We start from the raw sequence: 18512 nt of genomic DNA, 5'->3' as shown, positions 1-18512 counted from the left end.
ACGGCCGGCGATGCGCGCAACATCCAAATCGCCCGGGGCGCGGGGGACCGATGCGCCGGGCGAGCCTTGGTCCCGTAGATTGGAAAGGTCTAAGAACGCCCGGAACAAAGCCGAAGGCGCCGGGCGAGCGCCTGCCCGTCCGGGCGGGCTGGCGCTTTGTGAAACTCGCGCGCCGCTGACGTGCTGGCCAGACTTGGCTGACATAAAGCGCAGACCTCATGCGGAGCAGCGCCATCCCACGGGCAGACGCTCACCCAGCGCGCCGGACCCGCTCAAGCCACATCATATAGCGGCCTTGCCCCGCCTCAGCCTTGCCAGCGCATGTATTCCATCACCGCGTCGCGCACCGACTGCTCGCCACGCTCACGTGCGTCGCAGATCACGTCGTAGAGCGCGTCTAGGTCCGTGCGCATGATCAGGCTCTTCACCGGCCCGATCGAAGCCGGACGCATTGACAGGCGGTGTAGCCCGATGGCGGCCAGACAGACCGCCTCGATCGGGCGGCCCGCATCCTCGCCGCAGAAGCTCAGCGGTGTGCCGGTGGCCGAGCAACGCTGCACGATCTGTTCGAGGAAGGTCAGGAAGCTGACGTTGAGCGTGTCATAGCGCCGACGCACGCGCTCGTTCTCACGGTCGGCTGCAAAGAAGAACTGCTTGAGGTCGTTGCCGCCGATCGACAAAAACTCCACGTCCTCGAAAAACTTGTTCGAGGCGTAGGCGAGGCTTGGGGTCTCGAGCATTGTGCCGACCGAGATCTTGTCCGGCACCACATGACCCAGCTTCTTCTCCAAAGCGATGGCCTTATAGACCTCTTCGCGGGCGGCGCTGAATTCTTCCCATTGTGCGACGAAGGGGAACATCAGCGTCAGCGGGCGGCCCTCGGCGGCACGCAAAAGCGCCTGCAGCTGCATCCGCATGACGCCGGGCCGGTCGAGGCCGACGCGGATCGCCCGCCAGCCGAGCGCCGGGTTGGGCTCGTCGGTGGGCTTCATATAGGGCAGCACCTTGTCCGAGCCGATGTCGAGCGTGCGGAACACCACCGGCTTGTCTCCAGCGGCATCCGCGGCATCGAGCACGCGCTTGTAGACCGCCGCCAGCTCGGTGCGGTTGGGCATCTTGTTGCGTACGAGGAACTGCAGTTCGGTGCGGAAGAGGCCCACACCCTCGGCCCCCGAGGTCTCGAGCGACGGGACATCGGCCAGAAGGCCCGCGTTCATGTAAAGGCTGATGCGCTTGCCGCAGAGCGAGATCGCCGGCTTTTGCCGGATCGAGGCATAGCGCTCCTGCGCCTCGGCCTGCATGGCGATCTTGTCGCGGAAGGCCGACACCACCGTGTCATCGGGGCGCAGGTGCACGAGGCCCTGATCGCCGTCGACCATGATGTGATCGCCGTTGAGCGCCTCTGTGGTGATGCGCGGCGCGTTGATCACCAGCGGGATCGCCAGCGCGCGGGCGACCACGGCGGCGTGGCTGCCGACCGAGCCTTCCTCGAGCACGATGCCGCGCAATTGGCGGCCGTATTCCAGCAGCTCGCCGGGGCCGATGTTGCGGGCCACGAGGATCGGATCATGCGGCATCGACGCGCCGGTGTCGCTGCCCTGACCAGTCAGGATGCGCAGCAGGCGGTTCGACAGATCGTCGAGATCGTGGAGCCGCTCGCGCAGGTAGTTGTCGGCCACTTGGCTCATGCGGGCGCGGGCGGCGGATTGCTCTTTCTCTACAGCCGCTTCGGCGGAGAGGCCGCGCTGGATGTCTTCTTCCATGCGCCGCCGCCAGCCCTTGGAGTTGGCGAACATCCGATAGGCTTCGAGCACCTCAAGCTGTTCGGCGTCGTGGCCCGCGCCGGCGAGCATCTCGTCGACGCTGACGCGCAGCCGCTCGATCGCCTCGCTCAGCCGCTCATGCTCGCGCTCGGGGTCGTCGGCGACGAAATTGGTGACCATCACCCGCGGCTCATGCAGCCAGACGTGGCCTTCGGCGGTGCCTTCCTGTCCGGTGCCGCCGCGCAGCAGGGTGGGCTGGGTGTGCCGCGCTGAAAGCGCCGCGCTGTCGCCGACGAAGGCGCCCAGTTCGGTCATCTCGGCCAGCACCATGGCGACGACTTCCAGCGCATAGACCTCGTCAGAGGTGAACTCGCGCTTGGCCCGTGTCTGCACCACCAGAACACCCAGCGTCTCGCCGAGGCGCTGGATCGGCACACCGAGGAAGCTAGAGTAAATCTCCTCGCCGGTCTCGGGCATGTAGCGGAAGCCCTTGGCCGAGGGCGCATCGGCAGTGTTCACCACCTTGCCGCTGCGCGCGACGCGGCCCACCAGACCCTCGCCCATGCGCATGCGGGTCTGGTGCACGGCCTCTTTCTTGAGGCCCTCGGTCGCGCAGAGCTCCAGCGTCTCTTCATCGCGGAAGAGGTAGATCGAGCACACTTCGGTGCCCATCGAGTCGGCGGTCAGATGCGTGATCTTGTCGAGGCGCGCCTGTCCGGCGGCGTCCTCGGCCATGGTGTCCCGCAGCCGCCCGAGAAGCTTGCGACTTTCGCTTTCCGTGCCGTCCGGCATTCGGCCACCCTGTCCCTAATTATTTGGAAGGGAGCCCGCGGTGTCTGTCAGGCCGCCTTCTCGAGTTCGAAGGCATCATGCAGCGCCTGCACCGCAAGTTCCATGTATTTCCGGTCGATAAGCACCGAAATCTTGATCTCTGAGGTTGTAATGACCTTGATGTTGATGCCCTCGTCGGAAAGCACCTTGAACATCTTTGCCGCGACGCCCGGCTGGCTGCGCATGCCGATGCCAACGACCGAGATTTTGCACACTTCGGTGTCGGCCTTCAGCTCTGCGAAATTGATGCTGCCGGCGTCCTTGCAGTCCTGCAGGGTCTTCTCGGCGCGCGCCACCTGATTGGTGGGGCACGAGAAGGTCATGTCGGTGCGGCCCTCGTCAGAGATGTTCTGGACGATCATGTCGACATTGATGCCTGCCTCGGAGAGCGGCGTGAAGATGGCCGCGGCGATGCCCGGACGGTCGGCGACCGAAACAAGGGTCATCTTGGCTTCGTCGCGCGAATGGGCGACCCCGGAAACGACGTTCAGTTCCATGATTTCCTCCTCGTCGCAGACGAGCGTACCGGCTTCGTCGGACTGTTCTTCAAAGCTGGAGAGCACCCGCAGCTTCACGTTGTAACGCATCGCAAGTTCGACCGAGCGGGTCTGCAGCACCTTGGCGCCGAGCGAGGCCAGTTCGAGCATTTCCTCGAAGGCGATCTTGTCGAGCTTGCGGGCCTTCTCGCAGATCCGCGGGTCGGTGGTGTAGACGCCATCGACGTCGGTGTAGATATCGCAGCGCTCGGCCTCGAAGGCGGCGGCAAAGGCGACGGCGGTGGTGTCCGAGCCGCCACGGCCCAGCGTGGTGATCCGGCCCTCGGCGCTGATGCCCTGGAAGCCCGCGACCACGGCCACTTTCATGCCCTCGCCGAACTTGCGGTTGATGTTGTCGGTGGGGATGTCGACGATCCGCGCCGCGCTGTGCGACGAGGTGGTCTGCAGCGGCACTTGCCAGCCCTGCCAGCTGCGCGCCGGCACATCCATTTCCTGCAGCGTCAGCGCCATCAGGCCTGCGGTGACATTCTCGCCCGAGGAGACGACGGCGTCATATTCGCGCGCGTCGAACAGCGGCGAGGTCTCCTCGACGTAGCCGACCAGCTTGTTGGTCTCGCCGGACATGGCCGAGACGATGACGATCACGTCGTAGCCCTTGGCGACCTCAACGCCCACGCGTTTCGCGGCCCGGCGAATGCGGTCCAGCGTGGCGACGGAGGTGCCGCCGAATTTCATCACGAGCACGGGCATGGCGTTTTCCCCGGGGTGGCCTTTGAATCAGCGGTCGTTTACGCGCGGGGGGCGGGCTGCGCAAGAGCCTTGCACCGCCGCCGTGAGCGATCACTGCGCGGGCAGGGGGCTTTTGAGTATTTTTGGAAAGATGAAAGCGCCTTCCTGTCCCGGTTCCTTGCGCATGGTCCGGTCGGGGCGCGGGAAGGGGCTCAGGAGAGGCTCAGGGCTTGCGATAGTCGGCGGTCGAGATCCCGTCCTGTGCCACATAGGTCTCTTGCCCGGGCATGACCTCGGTGTTCTGCGCGGAGACGGCCTGCCATCCCTCCGCCGTGCGCTGCAGGACGAAGATAAGGATGGTCTGGCGCGGACCGGCGGCGCTGCCATCCGGGGCGCGCTGGCCGGTCATGTGAAAGCGGCAGCGCACCACCGCGTGATCCGCGCCCAACTGCCGGGTGGCGATACGGCCGGGCCGCAGGGTGGTTTCGGCAAAGAAGCTTTTCAGCGCGTAGTCATGCGGGCGGGCGATTGCCGCACGGCCCTGCCACCACAGGCCGGTGACATTCACGAACTCGGCGTCCTCGGCAAAGAGCGCGGCGATGGCCGCGCCCTCGCGCGTGGCCCATGCGCGGGCGAAAGCGGCGGGGAAATCTCCGGGCCGCTGCGGCAGATCAATAGGGGTGGGCGCGGCCATCCCAGGTCTCAAAACAGCCGGTGCCATCGAGGCTCAGCGCGTCCAACCGGTCGGCGAGCCCTTCGGCGGATTGCGCCGGGGTGAGATCGGCGCCAGCGCCGCCCATCTCGGTGCCGACCCAGCCCGGGTGATAGATGCCCACCGCGATGCCGCGGGGTTTCAGGGCTTCGGCAAGGTTGCTGCCAAGGTTCAGTGCTGCGGCCTTGGAGGCGCGGTAGATCAGCGCGTTGCCCTTGGCGAGCGCGTTGGACCCCATCTGCGAGCTGATGATCATGATCTTTGGCGTGGCGGCGCGCTCCAGCAGCGGCAGCATGGCCTGCACCGTCAGAAAGACGCCCGTGACATTGACCGCGAACATATCGGCCCACATCTGCGCCGGGTAGCCGGTGTCTAGCGTCTCGGGTTTGTCGAAGTAGACCCCGGCGTTGCAGATCAGCGCGTCAAGCGGCGCCTCGCCAAGCTGGCCCGCCAGCGCTGGCGGCGACGCCGGGTCGGCCACGTCGAGCGTCAGCAGGCCTTCGGTGCTGCGGGCGGTGCCCAGCACTTCGTTGCCGCGGGCGCGCAGCGTGTCGGCCAGCGCGGCGCCGATGCCGCGGTTGGCGCCGGTGATGAGCAGTCGCATGGGAGTGTCCTAGTTCGATTTCCGGGTCGGCATGAAGGGCAGGGGGGCGACGGGCACGCCGTCTTCGATCAGCGCCTTGGCCTCGTCGCCGCGGGTCTCGCCCCAGATCGCGCGCTGCGGGGCGTCGCCGCTGTGCATGGCGCGTGCTTCGCGGGCAAAGTCGCGGCCCACGTAATCCGAGGTTTTCTCCACATGCTCGCGCAGGGCGCGCAGCGCCTGTTCGGCGGGATTGGCCGGTTCGGAAAGGCTCGGCGCTTCGGGTTTGGGCACGGGGGCGCCATTGTTCACGCGCGGTGCCATGGGCACCTTTTCCACCTTGGTGGAGCCGCAGGTGGCACAGGCCACCATGCCCGCGGCCTGCAGCTTGTCGAAGGCGCTGGCCGATTGGAACCAGCTGTCGAAGCGGTGATCTTCCGCGCATTTGAGAGAGTATTGGATCATGCGGCAGTTTCCGAAATGATCCTAGATACCTAATGCTTTTTGAGCCGAGATCAAGCGGGGCTCGTCTTTGCCGCCTGCGGGTTTCAGGCCACGCAGCAGTTGCGCCAGTTCGGGATGGTCGACGAGTTCCGCGGCGCGTTTCGGGCTGACCCAGCGTTGCTTGCGTTCACCGCGCTCGGGGAACTTGCGGTCGCGGGAGACCACCTCGAGAGGGTAAACGAGGGCGAGATGCGGATACGGCGAACTGCGCTTGCGGTAGGTGAAGCCGCCAAGGCAGACCTCATGCACCTGTCCGCGAATGCCGGCCTCTTCCCAGGCTTCGCGCGCGGCGGCCCCGGCCGGGCTGTGACCGGGCATCGGCCAGCCTTTGGGCAGCGTCCAGCGTCCGCGGCCCCGGCTGGTGATCAGCAGCACCTTGAGCTTGCCGTTGCGCACGCGAAAACACAGCGCGGCGTATTGCACTTGGGTCTTCCGGGGCAGCCGTCCTTGGCCGAGGCTGTGGACGGCGAGGGCCGGCAACGCTTTCATCCTGGATCCCTGCTCGTGGTCTTTTTCCGGAATCTTGCGCCTATTTTTCGGCGGCGTCTACATATTGTGTAAGCAGGGCGACGAGGTCATGCGCTGACGCCTCGGGTTCGAGCAGGCTGCGGGCGGCACCTCCGGCGGCGTTTTGCGCGCCGGGGGTGCGCAGCCTTTGAAGCGCGGCGGCGAGTTCGGCGGAATCCTTGATCTGCAGCGCCGCGCCCGAGGCATCGAGCAGGGCGAAGGGCGCGCGGAAGTTGCGCAGGTCCGGGCCGTGGATCAGCGCCGCGCCGAAGGCGGCGGGCTCATAGGGTGTGTGACCGCCGCGGTCGGTGAGCGTTCCGGCGATGAACACGCGCCCGGCGAGCCGGTAGAAGAGCGCCATCTCTCCAAGCGTGTCGGCAAGATAGACATCGGCGCCCTGCGGCGGCTCGCCCAAGCTGCGGCGGGCGCAGCTCAGACCCTGCGCGGCGATGAGGCGGGTGATCTGCTCGGCCCGGCGCGGGTGGCGCGGGGCGAGGATCAGCCGCAGGCCCGGCTCGTGTTTGCGGGCTTCGGCATGGGCGGCGAGGACGATCTCATCCTCACCTTCATGGGTCGACGCCGCCAGCCAAGTGGAGACGCGGGGGAATTCGGCTTCCAGCGCCGGGTCGCGCTGCTCGGGCGGGATGTAGAGCGCCTTGAGGTCGACCACGGGGCCAAGCGCTTCGGGGCGCAGCCCGGCGGCGAGGAAGCGATCGTGCGAGCCGGCATCCTGCGCCGAAAGAAATGCGATGCGCCGCAGCACCCGCGCTTGCAGGCCGCCAAAGATGCGCCAGCCGCGGGCGGTGCCCTCGGACAGCCGCCCGCCCAGCACCAGCACGGGGCCGGGGCAGGTGAGCAGGCGGTTCGGCCAGAGCTCGGATTCCATCGTGATATGGGCGCGCACGTTCCACCGCCGGTGCATGCGCCGCGAGGCGCGTGCGAGGTCGAGTGGTGCCAGACGTGCCACCAACCCCCAGCTTTCGGCAAGGCTGACACCGGAGGCGGAGTTGCAGGTGATCAGCAGCCTCAGATCCGGGCGGGCGGCGCGCAGCGCTTCGATCACCGGTTTGGCCGAGGCCAACTCGCCGTTCGACGCGGCGTGCAGCCAGACGTGGGCACCGGGATTGCCGGGGCCCAGTGCAAGCCGCGCGCGAAGGGTGTCGCTGTCGCGCCGGAGTGCGGCGCGGCCAAGGATCGCGATGGCAAAGAGCGACAGAAGCAGGCGGTACAAAAACATCGGGTTCGGCGCATCCAAGTGGCAGAGGGCAGCCGCCGGGCCGCCGGTGCCGCAGTGTAACCGCCTCTTCTATATAAAAAGGCGGCGAAGGAGGCGACCTCCTATCGCCGATGCCTCAAGGATGCCAGACGGTCGCCCCCGCTCAGGCCGCTTGCGCGCCGGGCCGCCGCATGGCTTCGATTTCGAAGAAGATGCGCCGCACCTCGGGGTGCGCTTCCTGAATGCGGGCCTGCACCCGCTCGACGGTTTCAAAGATGTCGGCGGCGCTGAGGTCGGTGCGGAATTGCGCTTCCATGTTCAGCAGCACCTGTTTGGGGCCGAAGTGCATGGTGAGCAGGCTCGACACTTCGGAGATCGCGGGCTCTTCCAGCGCGATGTTGCGGACCGAGCGCGTCACCTCGCTGTCGGCGCTTTCACCCATGATCAGCGAACGGGTCTCGGACACCAGCAGGCAGGCCACGGCAATAAGGATGACGCCGATCACGATCGAAGCGATGCCGTCAAAGACCGGCGCGTCGAAGGTCACCGACAGATAGACGCCAAGCGCGGCGGCAATGATGCCAAGAAGTGCGGCGGTGTCTTCGGCGACGACGGTGAACACCGACGGGTCCTTGCTGCGGCGGAAGGTCTGCAGCGCGCTCTCTCCCTCTTTGCGGGTCTTGAGCATGGCGCGCAGGGCGATGATCCACGAGGCGCCCTCGGCCAGAAAGGCAATTCCCAGAACGGCGTAGTTCCACATCGGCTCTTCGATCGGCTCGGGGTTCATCGCGTGGATGATTCCCTCATAGACCGAGAGCCCGCCGCCGATGGCAAAGAGCAGCATCGCGACGATCAGCGACCAGAAGTAAAGCTCCTTGCCGTAGCCGAATGGGTGTTTGGCGTCGGGCTTTTTGCGGCTGCGGGCGAGGCCGAGCAGCAGCAGCCCCTCATTGCCGGTATCGACCACAGAGTGGAACGCCTCAGACAGCATCGACGAGCTGCCGGTAAAGAGCGCGGCGGCGAATTTGGCGATGGCAATCAAAAGATTGGCTGCGAGCGCCCCGTAGACCGCAATGGGGCTTTCTCCCGATGATTCTGCCATGGGTGTCCTGCTTTTTCTGATTCTCTGGATGCGCCGGTCGGCTTGCCGGAGGCGGAAAAGTCAGGCCAGTCGCAGGACATTAACAGGTGCCAGCGCTGCGGGTTCCCGCATGTGCTTCATCTGATAGAGATTTTTCGTGATGAGAGAGGGAGCGCTGCGCTCAGACAGAATGGTGCGGGATGCGGTGAGGCATGCGCGAAAGGCGCAAAGCCACGGCTGGACATGCCGCAGAAAGCTGCCACTTTGGTCTCTGATTTGAAGAGGGAAAGTGGTGGGCGACCTTGGAATCGAACCAAGCGTGCGTCTCCGCGAGGGAGTTACAGTCCCCTGCCACACCTTGCGGCCTGTCGCCCACTTTCCACCGTCTGACGGTGTCCTCCGCCGGCTGCCCGGCGTCGTGGGGCGCTGACTACAATCAGTGAAAACTGCCGTCAACAGGAAAATCTCTTGCAGCGCGTCACAGGGCGATGCAGAGACCGAAGCTCAGGAAAAAGGGACGCGTGCCATGGTCAAGAAACCGAAATGGGTGGTCGAGAAAGAACAGTCGAAAAAGGCCAAGGCGGCCGAGACCGTCTGGCTGTTCGGCCTGCATGCGGTGCGCGATGCGCTGATGAACCCCAAGCGCGAGAAGCTGCGGCTGATCCTGACCCTGAATGCCAAGGCAAAACTGGAGGATGCGCTGGAAGCGGGGGGAATCGAGCCCGAGATCCACGACCCGCGCAAATTCGGCGCGCCGCTCGATCCGCAGTCGGTGCATCAGGGCGCCGCTTTGGAAGTGAAGCCGCTGGATTGGGGCCGACTGGATGATGTGGCGCTGGGGGATGGCACGCTGCCGCCGCGCCTGGTGCTGCTCGACCGGGTGACCGATCCGCATAACGTCGGGGCAATCCTGCGCTCCGCCGAGGTGTTCGGTGCGCAGGCGGTGATCGGCACGCTGCACCATTCGGCGCCCGAGACCGGCGCGCTGGCCAAGACCGCTTCGGGCGCGCTGGAACGTCAGCCCTACCTGCGCGAGCGCAACCTTGCGGACACGATCATTGCGCTGCAGGGCATGGGCTATCTGGTGCTGGGCCTCGACGGCGAGGCAGAGGCCTCCATCGAAGCGGCGCTTGATGGCAAGCGCGACCGTGCCGTGGCGCTGGTGCTGGGCGCCGAGGGGCCGGGGCTGCGCCAGCGCACTAAGGAAACGGTGGATCAACTGGTGAAGATCGACTTTGCCCGCGGCTTCGGCTCGCTCAACGTCTCTAACGCGGCGGCGGTGGCGCTTTACGCGGCCAAGCCCTGAGCTTGCGGGGCGCGCCCGCCGCGCCCATATGCTGCTGATGGCCCAGACGATTGCGACCTGTTGTTACTGCGGCGCCCGCGCCGCGCTTGTGCTGGACGGGACGTCCCGTCACGAACTGAGCTGCGCCTCCTGCGGGGCGCCGCTGCGGCAGTTGAAGAACCTGAAAACCGAAACATCGCGGGCCGGGGTCATCCCGCACCCCAAGCCGCATCCGGACCGGGACATGCTGCGCAAGGCCGAGAAGGTGGCGCGCAAGGCCGCCAAGAAGGCGAAGAAGCGCAAGCGCAAGTCGCCGGCGAAAAAAGCGCTGTCGGGCATGTTCGACCTTCTGGACGATATTTTCGACTGACCGCCTTGCACAGGGTGCAATACAGCCACGCACAAAAACCGGCCTAGTCTTTCGCGCCCGCCTGTCTTATTTGGCGGGTGCAGAATTGAGAGGCGACATGGCGGATTACGAAAACCCGGGTCCGGTTGAAGAGAACTGGAAAGACGCGATTTCCTCGGTCGAGGAGATTATCGAGGATGCCCGCAACGGGCGGATGTTCATTCTCGTCGACCACGAGGACCGCGAGAACGAGGGTGATCTGGTGATCCCCGCGCAATGGGCGACCCCCGACGCGATCAACTTCATGGCCACCCACGGCCGCGGTCTGATCTGCCTGTCGATGACTTCCAAGCGGATCGACGAGCTGGGCCTGCACCTGATGTCGGTCAACAATTCCTCGCGCCACGAGACGGCCTTCACCATCTCGATCGAAGCGCGCGAAGGGGTGACCACGGGCATCTCTGCTGCCGACCGTGCCAAGACCGTCGCCGTTGCCATCGACGCCTCGAAGGGGGCTGCCGACATCGCCACGCCGGGCCACGTCTTCCCGCTGCGCGCCAAGGATGGCGGCGTTCTGGTGCGGGCCGGCCATACCGAGGCCGCCGTCGACGTCTCGCGCCTTGCCGGGCTCAACCCTGCGGGCGTGATCTGCGAGATCATGAACGAAGACGGCACCATGTCGCGCCTGCCCGAACTGGTCGCCTTCGCGCAGCGCCACGGGCTCAAGATCGGCACGATCTCTGATCTCATCGCTTACCGCCGCCGCCACGACAACCTCGTGCGCGTGCGCTCCGAAGAGGTGATCCACTCGGAGTTCGGCGGCGACTGGAACATGCGCATCTACACCGACCAGTCCCATGGTGACGAGCATATCGTGCTGACCAAGGGCGACATCTCCGGCGAAGAGCCGGTGCTGGTGCGGATGCATGCGCTCGACCCGATGCTCGACATCATCGGCACCGGCCATGGTGGCCGCTCGGACGAGTTCCGCAATTCGATGAAGGAAGTCGCCGAAGAGGGCCGCGGCGTGGTCGTGCTGCTGCGCGACACCTCGATGAAACTGGAGTTGCATGACGACGTCTCGCCGCGCACCCTGCGTCAATACGGTCTGGGCGCGCAGATCCTGTCGTCGCTCGGCCTGTCGAAGATGGTGCTGCTGACCAACTCGCCCACCCCGCGCGTCGTCGGGCTCGAGGCCTATGGGCTCGAGATCGTCGGCACCCGCAAGATCGGAGAGAAGTGATGGCCTCGAACGAAACCCATTACAGCCTGCCGCGCGCCGAGTTCGACAAGCCGGTAAAAATCCTCATCGTCGTCGCGCCTTACTACAAGGACATCGCCGACGAGCAGATCGCCGGTGCTATCGCCGAGATCGAGGCCGTGGGCGGCTTCCACGAGATCGTCGAAGTGCCGGGCGCGCTGGAAGTGCCCACCGCCATCGGCATCGCCGAGCGCATGTCGAACTTCGACGGCTATGTGGCGCTTGGCTGCGTGATCCGCGGCGAGACCACCCATTACGACACCGTCTGCAACGACAGCTCGCGCGGGCTGACGCTGCTGGGCCTGCAGGGCCTGTGCATCGGCAATGGCATCCTTACGGTTGAGAACTACGAGCAGGCGCGGGTGCGCGCCGAGGCGAAAGGCCAGAACAAGGGCGGCGGCGCGGCTGCTGCGGCCTTGCATCTTATCGCGCTCGAACGTAGGTGGGGCGGCGCCCGCAAGGGGGTGGGATTCGTTCCTGCCCAGGACGAGTACCAGATCGCGGGCGCTTCCAAAGGAAAGCATAGCGCATGACGACCCCGGTCCCCCCCTCCGGCAATCAGAAACGCCGTATGAAATCCGCATCGCGGCTCTATGCCGTGCAGGCGCTCTATCAGATGGAGCTCTCGGGCACGACGGCCGAGAAGACCATGCAGGAGTTCTACGACTACCGCTTCGGCGCGGAGGTCGAAGAGGGCGTGGAGCTGGTCGAGGGTGACATTGATCTTTTCGGCAAGCTGGTCGGCGAGGCGGTGAACTGGCAGGCGAAGATCGACCAGATGACCGACCGCGCGCTGGTGGCGAAATGGCCGATCGACCGGATCGATCCGATCCTGCGCGCGCTGTTCCGTGCCGCTGGCGCCGAGATGGTGGCGCTCGACACGCCGCCGAAAGTGGTGATCACCGAGTTCCTCGACGTGGCGCGGGCGTTTTTCCCCGAGGGCCGCGAAGTGCAATTCGTCAACGCGATCCTCGACCATATGGCGCGCGAGGCCAAGCCCGAGGCGTTCTGAGGCGTTCTAGGGCGTTCTGGGGAGAGAGGGGGGCGCTGCCCCCGCCGCGGCTGCGCCGCAACTCCCCCGGCGTATTTTTAAAGAGAAGAAGGGGCCGGGGTCGGGGGACGCCGGCCTTTTTGCATGAGAGCGACTTGCGTGTGATCTAGCGGGCGCGGCTCGGCGGGGGTTGGCCGGGCGGGACTTGGCCGGGCGGGACTTGGCTGGGCGGGACTTGGCCGGGCTGCGCTTTCGTCGCGGCAGGATTGCTTGCGTTTCGTAAAAGTATCCCTACATTTGAATGTGACGGAGCGGAATCTTGCAAGAGACTTGAGCTTTGCAGAGGTTACGTTACGCTCTGTCGACCTGATGAAGGAGAAAGTCATATGCCGAAACTCGTCCGCCTCTACATCACCCAATGCGCGATTGGCTTTGGCCTGTCGGCGGGCTTTGTGGCGCTGCTGCTGTGGCAGAACGTCGCCAACCTGCTGCATCTGGTAACGCATTCTGATATGGGTGGTCTGGCGGTGTTTCTTCTGTGGCTTTTCAACGGTCTGGTCTTTGCCAGCGTGCAATTTGCGATGACCGTGATGCGCATGGGCGACGACGCGTTTCCGCCGGCTGGTGGCAAGCGCATGGCGCTCGAGCCGATGCCGATCCGCGTGCCGGTGGATGAGCCGCGCAAGCGCCGCCATCTCTGATCGCCTCAGGTCTGTTTGCCGAATCGAAGCGCCTCCTTGCGGGGCGCTTTTTTCGTTTCCGGGGGTCGGGAAGAGGGGAGCTCGGGAGGAACGGCAGATTTCCGCGCCCTACCCTGAGCTGTGACCGGAAATCTTGAGGGGGGAGAAGTGGCGGGAACCGGTCCTTCCGTGGGGTTATCTCATTCCCGAGGACCTGTATATACAGGTGGGCGTCAGGTAACCGGACCAGGGCCCGGACAGAGCCAACTCCCTCGGAATTGCTTAAGGCCACCGGAATGCAACCATGCACGCAAAGGTCAGAACCCGCCTGAGCCGCAGATAGTCTCTGCGTGGCCTCGCGGCAAGGGGCAGGGCGCAAATCCTCGGCGCGGCACCGTCATGATCCGGTCACGAAGTTGTAACGGGTCAGCTCCTCGGGCAGCAGCACGTAGATCTGATCGGAGGGCGTGGCGAGCGCGGGGCGCAGCAGCATCGGGTCGATGCCCATCTCGTCGAGATATTCCATCACCTCGCCCTGACCGCGCTGAATCTGCTCGACCGCGACAAAGGCGGGCAGGATCGTGCTTTCGCCGAAGTAATGCTGGTGCACGCCGACCGAGGCGCCCTCGGGGATGTCGCGGGTGACGCCGGAGGCGAGCAGATAGGGGCAGGCGGAATAGCAGAACTCGCCCTCCAGCATGCGCGTGCCGAGGCCCATCTCGCGCATGTGGCGCCCGATGGCCAGCGCATCGGGGACCGAGCCGCCGGGGCTTTGCAGGATCACCGTCTCTGGCTGCAACTCGTCGAGGGCTTTGATGACGCGTTCGGCGTCCCCTTCGGCGATCGTGCCTTCCAGCCGCCATGTGGTGCCCTCGGTCTGGGACAGCGTCAGCCGATCCGGCAGATCGCCCGGATCGCGCAGCGGCGAGAGCGGCGGTAGATCGCGGTTCGGCGCGAAGGTGCGGCGCTGGTCGCCGGGCTGCACCGGCTGCGACAGCCGCGGCGCGGAGGGGCCGAAGCGGGGCAGGGAGAAATCGGAGGTTCCGAGATCGCCGACGACCAGAAAGGCTCCCAGTGCGATCTGCAGCACCAGCGCGCCGGTCAGCGCCCGCGAGACGCTGAGTTTCATGTGCCGCGTCCCGGCAGGCGCGAGACCTCAGGGTGATCTGCGGGGGGATCTGCGGTGTCGCGCTCTGAGGTGTCTTCGGGTGCGACCGGCGCGGCTTCGGCGGCAGCGGGCGTGCGGGCCATGGTGGCCTCGACGTCGCGCATGGCGTGCAGTGCGGCGCGCAGCTCGGCGAGGGTCAGCGTGTCCTCGATCTCGGCGCCTTCGCGGCCGTGGCGGATGGCGCCATGTGTGACCGCGAGGATCAGCACCAGCACCGCGGGCAGCAGGTCGATGGCGATCGCCCCAGCCCAGGACGGCACGAAGTTGCGGGCGTACATGATCACCGCGTCTGCGGCAGAGACCGGCGTATAGGTGACCTCGGCGGCGGGCTGCAGCGCCAGCACGTTCTGCGCGGCGCGTTCCAGCGTGGTGGCGCGCTGCGCCAGAACATCCAGCACCGAAGTGATGGTGGCGGCCTGATTGCCGCGGTCGGCGTCGCTCTGGCCGTCAAGCTCGGGCAGCACCACCGAGGCGGCGAGGTCCTGCGCCGCGCGTTCCACCAGCGGCGCGACCGACAGCTGGCGCAGCTGCGCGATCAGCCCCTGCAGTTCCACCGCGGCCTCGGAAAACTCCACCGAGCGCGGCTCCACCGGGCCGGGCTCGACGGTCAGCGCGCGCATCCGCGACAGAATGGCGTTGCCCTGTGCGAAGGCGCTGTCGACCAGCGGCGTCTGCTCGGCGATCTGCGCCTCGAGCGCCGACAGTTCGGCGGCCTTCTGGCGCAGCACCCGGAACACCGCGCCGCGCCCGGCGAGGCCCGACAATGAGCCCTGCGCCTCCTGTTCCGACAGATCCTCGAAGCTCTGCCGGACGCGCGCCACGTCGCGTTCGAGGGATTGTCCGGTGAGGGCGATCTCATGGGTGCGCTCCAGCGCGCCCTGGTATTGCTGCACGGTGGTGGCGAGATGCTGTTCAACCGCCGCCGAGCCCGCCAGCGCCGCGGCGTTGAGCCAGGACGACATGGCGATGATCGCCAGCGAGCCCAGCCCCATGGCCCCCAGCAGCCCCATGCGCGCCCGGGTCGAGCGCATCGCCGGGAAGAGGCGCATCAGGTAGGACCAGAAGACGAAGATCCCGACCGAGACCGCGACCGAATAGGCGACGGCGGCGAAGACGGTGAAAGCCCCGCCTTCTTCGAGCAGCGAGGACACGCCGAGATAGGTGTAAATGCCCGAAGCGACAGACAAAACCCCGAGCGCGGTGCCGGAAAACGTGTCGAGCCAGCCGAGGTGCAATTCCAGCTCGCGCGCGTGCCGCAGCCCGCGTGTCTTGGACTGGCCCGAGCGGATATCGCCGGTCCTGTCAGCGTCGTCAGTCGTGGCGGTCATGCGTCTGGCCTCCTGCAACCATTTGACAAGAAATAGGCGCGCGGGCGGCGCAAAAAAGAGTGAGTGGCTCTGTGCTTGCTTTTGTTCACGTATTGTTCATATTGGGGCCATGATCCCGCAGAGTGATATCCCACTGATGCCCGGCCAGCTTCTGGCGCGGGGCGTGTGCCGCCATCTTGCCAGCCTCGGCTTTGCCGTGGTCGAGGAGTTCACCCCCGAGCGCGGCAAGCGCGTCGACGTCATGGCGCTGGGGCCGAAGGGCGAGATCTGGGTCGTGGAGTGCAAGAGCAGCCGCGCCGATTTCATGTCGGACGGCAAGTGGGAGGGCTATCTGGACTGGTGCGACCGCTACTTCTGGGCGGTGGACGAGGCCTTCCCGACCGATCTGCTGCCGGAAGGGACGGGGCTGATCATCGCCGATGCCTATGATGCGGAGATGCTGCGGATGGCGCCGGAGGTGAAGCTCAGCGGCGCGCGGCGCAATGCGCTGATCCGGCGCTTCGCCATCCATGCGGCGCGGCGCCTGCAGGCGCTGCGCGACCCCGAGGCGCAACTCCACGCCTGGGGGTGAGTTAGCTGCGGCGCTGGCTCAGCGCTTGACCTTGCGCGCGGTGGCGGCTGCGGCGCGCAGTTCCTCGGCGATTTCCTCGGCCTCTTCGGGATCGAAATCCATCGGGATCTCGAGGTCGCCGGCAAAGACGTAAAGGCGCACCATACCCTGGTCGGTCGGGCCGATCTGCAGGTTGGCCTCGATGTCGCGTTCGCTGTTGATCCCCATGATCACCCTCATCAGAATGGAATTGCGCGGACTTAGTGCCGCACCAGACATAATGCAAGCGCGGGGGCGGAAGTCCATGGATCAGGTAAGCGATCAGGTCACGTTGAAACCCTATGAGCCCGCCGATCGCGGCTGGCTGGTGGCGCAGCACGCCCAGCTTTACGCAAAGGCCGAGAGGTTCGACGACAGCTTCGGCGTGCTGGTGGAGAGCATCTTGAAAGAGTTTGAGGCCGCGCATGATCCTGCCTGCGAGCGCGGCTGGATTGCATGGGCGGGCGAGCAGCGGCTCGGCAGCATCTTTTGCGTGCGCGCGGGCGAGGGGCTGGCGAAGCTGCGGCTCTTCCTGCTGGTGCCCGAGGCGCGGGGTCTTGGTCTGGGGCAGCGCCTGCTCGACGCCTGCATGGGATTCGCGCGCGAGGCGGGCTACGGGCGCATGACGCTCTGGACTCATGAAAGCCACAAGGCCGCCTGCGCGCTCTATGCCAAGAACGGGTTTTCCCTTGTCTCGTCGACACCTGTGACCAGCTTCGGGCAGGCGCTGGTCGAACAGCATTGGGAGCGGCAAATTTAGTGCCGGATTTCTGCTTGCATTCGAAAATGGAGGGCGTTATTCCCCCCGAGCGTGCCGCCTTAGCTCAGTAGGTTAGAGCGCTTGATTGTGGATCAAGAGGTCTCCCGTTCGAACCGGGAAGGCGGTACCATCTCCCCCTTCGGAAAATCGCTTGTTTCGCTGCAGGACACATGTCGCTCGTCTGGCCGCGTGTCTGGTGTGTGGATGCGGATGTTTTGGGGCGCTGCCCCGTCCGCGCTGATGCGCGGACTCCCCGGGATATTTTTGTCTAGGCGAAGGTCTATTCGTTGGTCTTGACCGCGATGGTCTGGCGCAACTGGTGGTCTTCGCGGTTGAAGATCAGGATCTCATCGTCCGCCGTCACCACCGCGTACCAGTCCGAGCCTTGGGTGAAGGCCGTTGCCTTTGTGCCGGAGGGCAGGGTGATCTCGTCGGGAAGCGGCGCGCGGGCGTTCGTGAAGCGGATGACAATCAGCGACAGGATCGCTACAAGCCCTGCGATCATCACCGCCGTCAGCAACGTCACCAACCGGCGCAGGAAGCGCAGGTTGGCGGGTTCGGGCAAATCCTCGGGATTTTCGGGAGTATTGGACATGGAGCAGCCTCTGCGCATCGTCATCGGGGAAGCCCCGCCGCCGCGCCTTGATAAGGCGCTGGCGCGCGATGTGCCAGAGGAAGCGGCCCTGTCGCGCACCCGGCTGGCCCGGCTTATCGCCGAGGGCGCGGTGACCCGTGGCGGCGAGGTGCTGTCGGACCCCAAGGCCAAGGTGGCCGAGGGCGACGTGCTGGAGATCTCTGTGCCGCAAGCCGAAGAGAGCCACATCGGCCCCGAGGATATCCCGCTCGACATCATCTGGGAGGATGCCGACCTCGTGGTGGTGAACAAGCCCGCCGGCATGGTGGTACATCCCGCGCCGGGCACGCCCTCGGGCACGCTGGTCAATGCGCTGCTGTTTCATTTCGGCGATGACCTCTCGGGCGTCGGCGGCATGAAGCGACCGGGCATCGTGCACCGGATCGACAAGGACACCTCGGGCCTGCTGGTCGTGGCCAAATCCGACCGCGCGCATCACGGGCTGGCGGCGCAGTTCGAGAAGCACAGCGCCGAGCGTGCCTATCTGGCGGTGGTGCATGGCCTGCCCTCGACCGCCGATCCGCGGCTGCGCGGGGTGCGCGGCGTGTCGGTGGAGCCGGGCGAGGTGATTTGCATTCAATCGGGGCTGGCGCGGCACAAGACCGACCGGCAGCGGCAGGCGGTCTATTTCGACGGGCAGGGGCGTCACGCCACCACCCGCGCGCGGGTGCTGGAAAGCTTTGGCACGCCGCCGTCGCTGGCGCTGGTCGAATGCCGGCTGGAGACCGGGCGCACCCATCAAATTCGTGTGCATATGGCCCATGCCGGTCACGGGCTGATCGGCGATCCGGTCTATGGCGGCAAACGCAAGCTCTCGCCAAAGGCGCTGTCGCCCGAGGCATTGGCGGCGGCCACCAGCTTTGACCGGCAGGCGCTGCACGCGGCTCTGCTGGGCTTTGAGCATCCGGTCACCGGCGAGCATCTGCGCTTTGAGGCGGAGCTTCCCGCAGACATGGCCGATCTTTTGCAGGTGCTGCGCGGGGAATGACATAAGCTTCCCATCTGCGTGAAAGCGGCGAAATACGGATCCGCGCGACGGATCCATGC

21 protein-coding genes and 2 tRNA genes are annotated in these 18512 nt (G+C 65.9%); 10 read left to right on the top strand and 13 right to left on the bottom strand.

Features of this window, described 5'->3' with window-relative positions:
- Nucleotides 1-305: 305 nt before the first annotated feature.
- From ptsP to ACXAD2_RS08475, 9 genes are all read right to left on the bottom strand, one after another.
- Complete coding sequence (gene ptsP, locus ACXAD2_RS08515; RefSeq protein ID WP_224903261.1) at nt 306-2555, bottom strand: phosphoenolpyruvate--protein phosphotransferase; 2250 nt, start codon at nt 2553-2555, stop codon at nt 306-308.
- A gap of 47 nt (nt 2556-2602) precedes the next feature.
- Nucleotides 2603-3841: an aspartate kinase gene (locus tag ACXAD2_RS08510; protein ID WP_066104671.1), complete on the bottom strand. Its 1239-nt coding sequence runs from the start codon at nt 3839-3841 to the stop codon at nt 2603-2605.
- Nucleotides 3842-4043: 202 nt separating this feature from the next.
- Nucleotides 4044-4514 carry a YybH family protein gene (locus ACXAD2_RS08505; protein WP_475169058.1) on the bottom strand — a complete coding sequence of 157 codons (471 nt, stop codon included), beginning with the start codon at nt 4512-4514 and terminating at the stop codon, nt 4044-4046.
- Complete coding sequence (locus tag ACXAD2_RS08500) at nt 4492-5136, bottom strand: SDR family NAD(P)-dependent oxidoreductase (RefSeq protein WP_475169056.1); 645 nt, start codon at nt 5134-5136, stop codon at nt 4492-4494. The genes ACXAD2_RS08505 and ACXAD2_RS08500 overlap by 23 nt, the downstream gene beginning before the upstream one ends.
- 9 nt (nt 5137-5145) lie before the next feature.
- The gene (locus ACXAD2_RS08495) at nt 5146-5577 is read right to left on the bottom strand and encodes a DUF1178 family protein (RefSeq protein ID WP_164182298.1); all 432 of its coding nucleotides are present in this window, start codon (nt 5575-5577) and stop codon (nt 5146-5148) included.
- 21 nt (nt 5578-5598) lie between these two features.
- Complete coding sequence (locus ACXAD2_RS08490; protein ID WP_475169054.1) at nt 5599-6105, bottom strand: NUDIX hydrolase; 507 nt, start codon at nt 6103-6105, stop codon at nt 5599-5601.
- A gap of 40 nt (nt 6106-6145) precedes the next feature.
- The gene (locus tag ACXAD2_RS08485) at nt 6146-7360 is read right to left on the bottom strand and encodes a 3-deoxy-D-manno-octulosonic acid transferase (protein ID WP_475169052.1); all 1215 of its coding nucleotides are present in this window, start codon (nt 7358-7360) and stop codon (nt 6146-6148) included.
- Nucleotides 7361-7502: 142 nt separating this feature from the next.
- Complete coding sequence (locus tag ACXAD2_RS08480; protein WP_475169051.1) at nt 7503-8441, bottom strand: cation diffusion facilitator family transporter; 939 nt, start codon at nt 8439-8441, stop codon at nt 7503-7505.
- A 269-nt stretch (nt 8442-8710) separates the two neighbouring features.
- Nucleotides 8711-8794, bottom strand: a tRNA-Tyr gene (locus tag ACXAD2_RS08475).
- Between the two features lie 152 nt (nt 8795-8946).
- Between ACXAD2_RS08475 and rlmB the strand changes: the two genes are divergently transcribed.
- The 6 genes from rlmB (at nt 8947) to ACXAD2_RS08445 (ending at nt 13007) form a co-directional block, all read left to right on the top strand.
- Nucleotides 8947-9726, top strand: coding sequence for a 23S rRNA (guanosine(2251)-2'-O)-methyltransferase RlmB (gene rlmB, locus ACXAD2_RS08470; RefSeq protein WP_475169049.1), 780 nt, complete (start codon nt 8947-8949; stop codon nt 9724-9726).
- A gap of 28 nt (nt 9727-9754) precedes the next feature.
- Nucleotides 9755-10075, top strand: a complete 321-nt coding sequence (locus ACXAD2_RS08465) for a hypothetical protein (RefSeq protein WP_475169048.1) — start codon at nt 9755-9757, stop codon at nt 10073-10075.
- Nucleotides 10076-10172: 97 nt separating this feature from the next.
- Nucleotides 10173-11297 carry a 3,4-dihydroxy-2-butanone-4-phosphate synthase gene (gene ribB / locus ACXAD2_RS08460; RefSeq protein ID WP_475169046.1) on the top strand — a complete coding sequence of 375 codons (1125 nt, stop codon included), beginning with the start codon at nt 10173-10175 and terminating at the stop codon, nt 11295-11297.
- Nucleotides 11297-11848, top strand: a complete 552-nt coding sequence (locus ACXAD2_RS08455) for a 6,7-dimethyl-8-ribityllumazine synthase (protein WP_224903237.1) — start codon at nt 11297-11299, stop codon at nt 11846-11848. The genes ribB and ACXAD2_RS08455 overlap by 1 nt, the downstream gene beginning before the upstream one ends.
- On the top strand, nt 11845-12327 hold the full coding sequence (nusB, locus tag ACXAD2_RS08450) for a transcription antitermination factor NusB (RefSeq protein ID WP_066104706.1): 483 nt from the start codon (nt 11845-11847) through the stop codon (nt 12325-12327). The genes ACXAD2_RS08455 and nusB overlap by 4 nt, the downstream gene beginning before the upstream one ends.
- Before the next feature lie 365 nt (nt 12328-12692).
- Nucleotides 12693-13007, top strand: coding sequence for a hypothetical protein (locus ACXAD2_RS08445; RefSeq protein ID WP_475169044.1), 315 nt, complete (start codon nt 12693-12695; stop codon nt 13005-13007).
- A gap of 376 nt (nt 13008-13383) precedes the next feature.
- On the opposite strand, the gene ACXAD2_RS08440 is transcribed toward ACXAD2_RS08445, so the two are convergent.
- Both ACXAD2_RS08440 and ACXAD2_RS08435 read right to left on the bottom strand, forming a co-directional pair.
- Complete coding sequence (locus tag ACXAD2_RS08440; protein ID WP_475169042.1) at nt 13384-14115, bottom strand: COG3904 family protein; 732 nt, start codon at nt 14113-14115, stop codon at nt 13384-13386.
- Nucleotides 14112-15482 (bottom strand): hypothetical protein, encoded by a 1371-nt coding sequence (locus ACXAD2_RS08435; RefSeq protein WP_475169040.1) that lies wholly within the window; start codon nt 15480-15482, stop codon nt 14112-14114. The genes ACXAD2_RS08440 and ACXAD2_RS08435 overlap by 4 nt, the downstream gene beginning before the upstream one ends.
- Before the next feature lie 109 nt (nt 15483-15591).
- On the opposite strand from ACXAD2_RS08435, the gene ACXAD2_RS08430 reads away from it, so the two are divergent.
- Nucleotides 15592-16053, top strand: coding sequence for an MmcB family DNA repair protein (locus tag ACXAD2_RS08430; RefSeq protein WP_475169038.1), 462 nt, complete (start codon nt 15592-15594; stop codon nt 16051-16053).
- An 18-nt stretch (nt 16054-16071) separates the two neighbouring features.
- Here ACXAD2_RS08430 and ACXAD2_RS08425 read toward each other — a convergent pair whose 3' ends face one another.
- On the bottom strand, nt 16072-16260 hold the full coding sequence (locus ACXAD2_RS08425) for a DUF6324 family protein (RefSeq protein WP_066104720.1): 189 nt from the start codon (nt 16258-16260) through the stop codon (nt 16072-16074).
- A 76-nt stretch (nt 16261-16336) separates the two neighbouring features.
- Between ACXAD2_RS08425 and ACXAD2_RS08420 the strand changes: the two genes are divergently transcribed.
- Together ACXAD2_RS08420 and ACXAD2_RS08415 are read left to right on the top strand one after the other, a co-directional pair.
- A complete protein-coding gene (locus ACXAD2_RS08420; RefSeq protein WP_475169037.1) occupies nt 16337-16831 on the top strand; it encodes a GNAT family N-acetyltransferase in 495 nt (164 codons plus the stop codon).
- 53 nt (nt 16832-16884) lie between these two features.
- A tRNA-His gene (locus ACXAD2_RS08415) sits at nt 16885-16961 on the top strand.
- A gap of 150 nt (nt 16962-17111) precedes the next feature.
- Here the strand turns inward: ACXAD2_RS08415 and ACXAD2_RS08410 are convergent.
- On the bottom strand, nt 17112-17426 hold the full coding sequence (locus tag ACXAD2_RS08410; RefSeq protein ID WP_066104726.1) for a DUF6476 family protein: 315 nt from the start codon (nt 17424-17426) through the stop codon (nt 17112-17114).
- Here ACXAD2_RS08410 and ACXAD2_RS08405 point away from each other — a divergent pair.
- Nucleotides 17425-18453: an RluA family pseudouridine synthase gene (locus ACXAD2_RS08405; RefSeq protein ID WP_066104729.1), complete on the top strand. Its 1029-nt coding sequence runs from the start codon at nt 17425-17427 to the stop codon at nt 18451-18453. The genes ACXAD2_RS08410 and ACXAD2_RS08405 overlap by 2 nt on opposite strands.
- Nucleotides 18454-18512: the final 59 nt, after the last annotated feature.

The sequence above is a fragment of the Salipiger sp. ABN3_019 genome (genome assembly GCF_056158605.1).
This window is presented reverse-complemented; position numbering and strand designations above follow the sequence as displayed.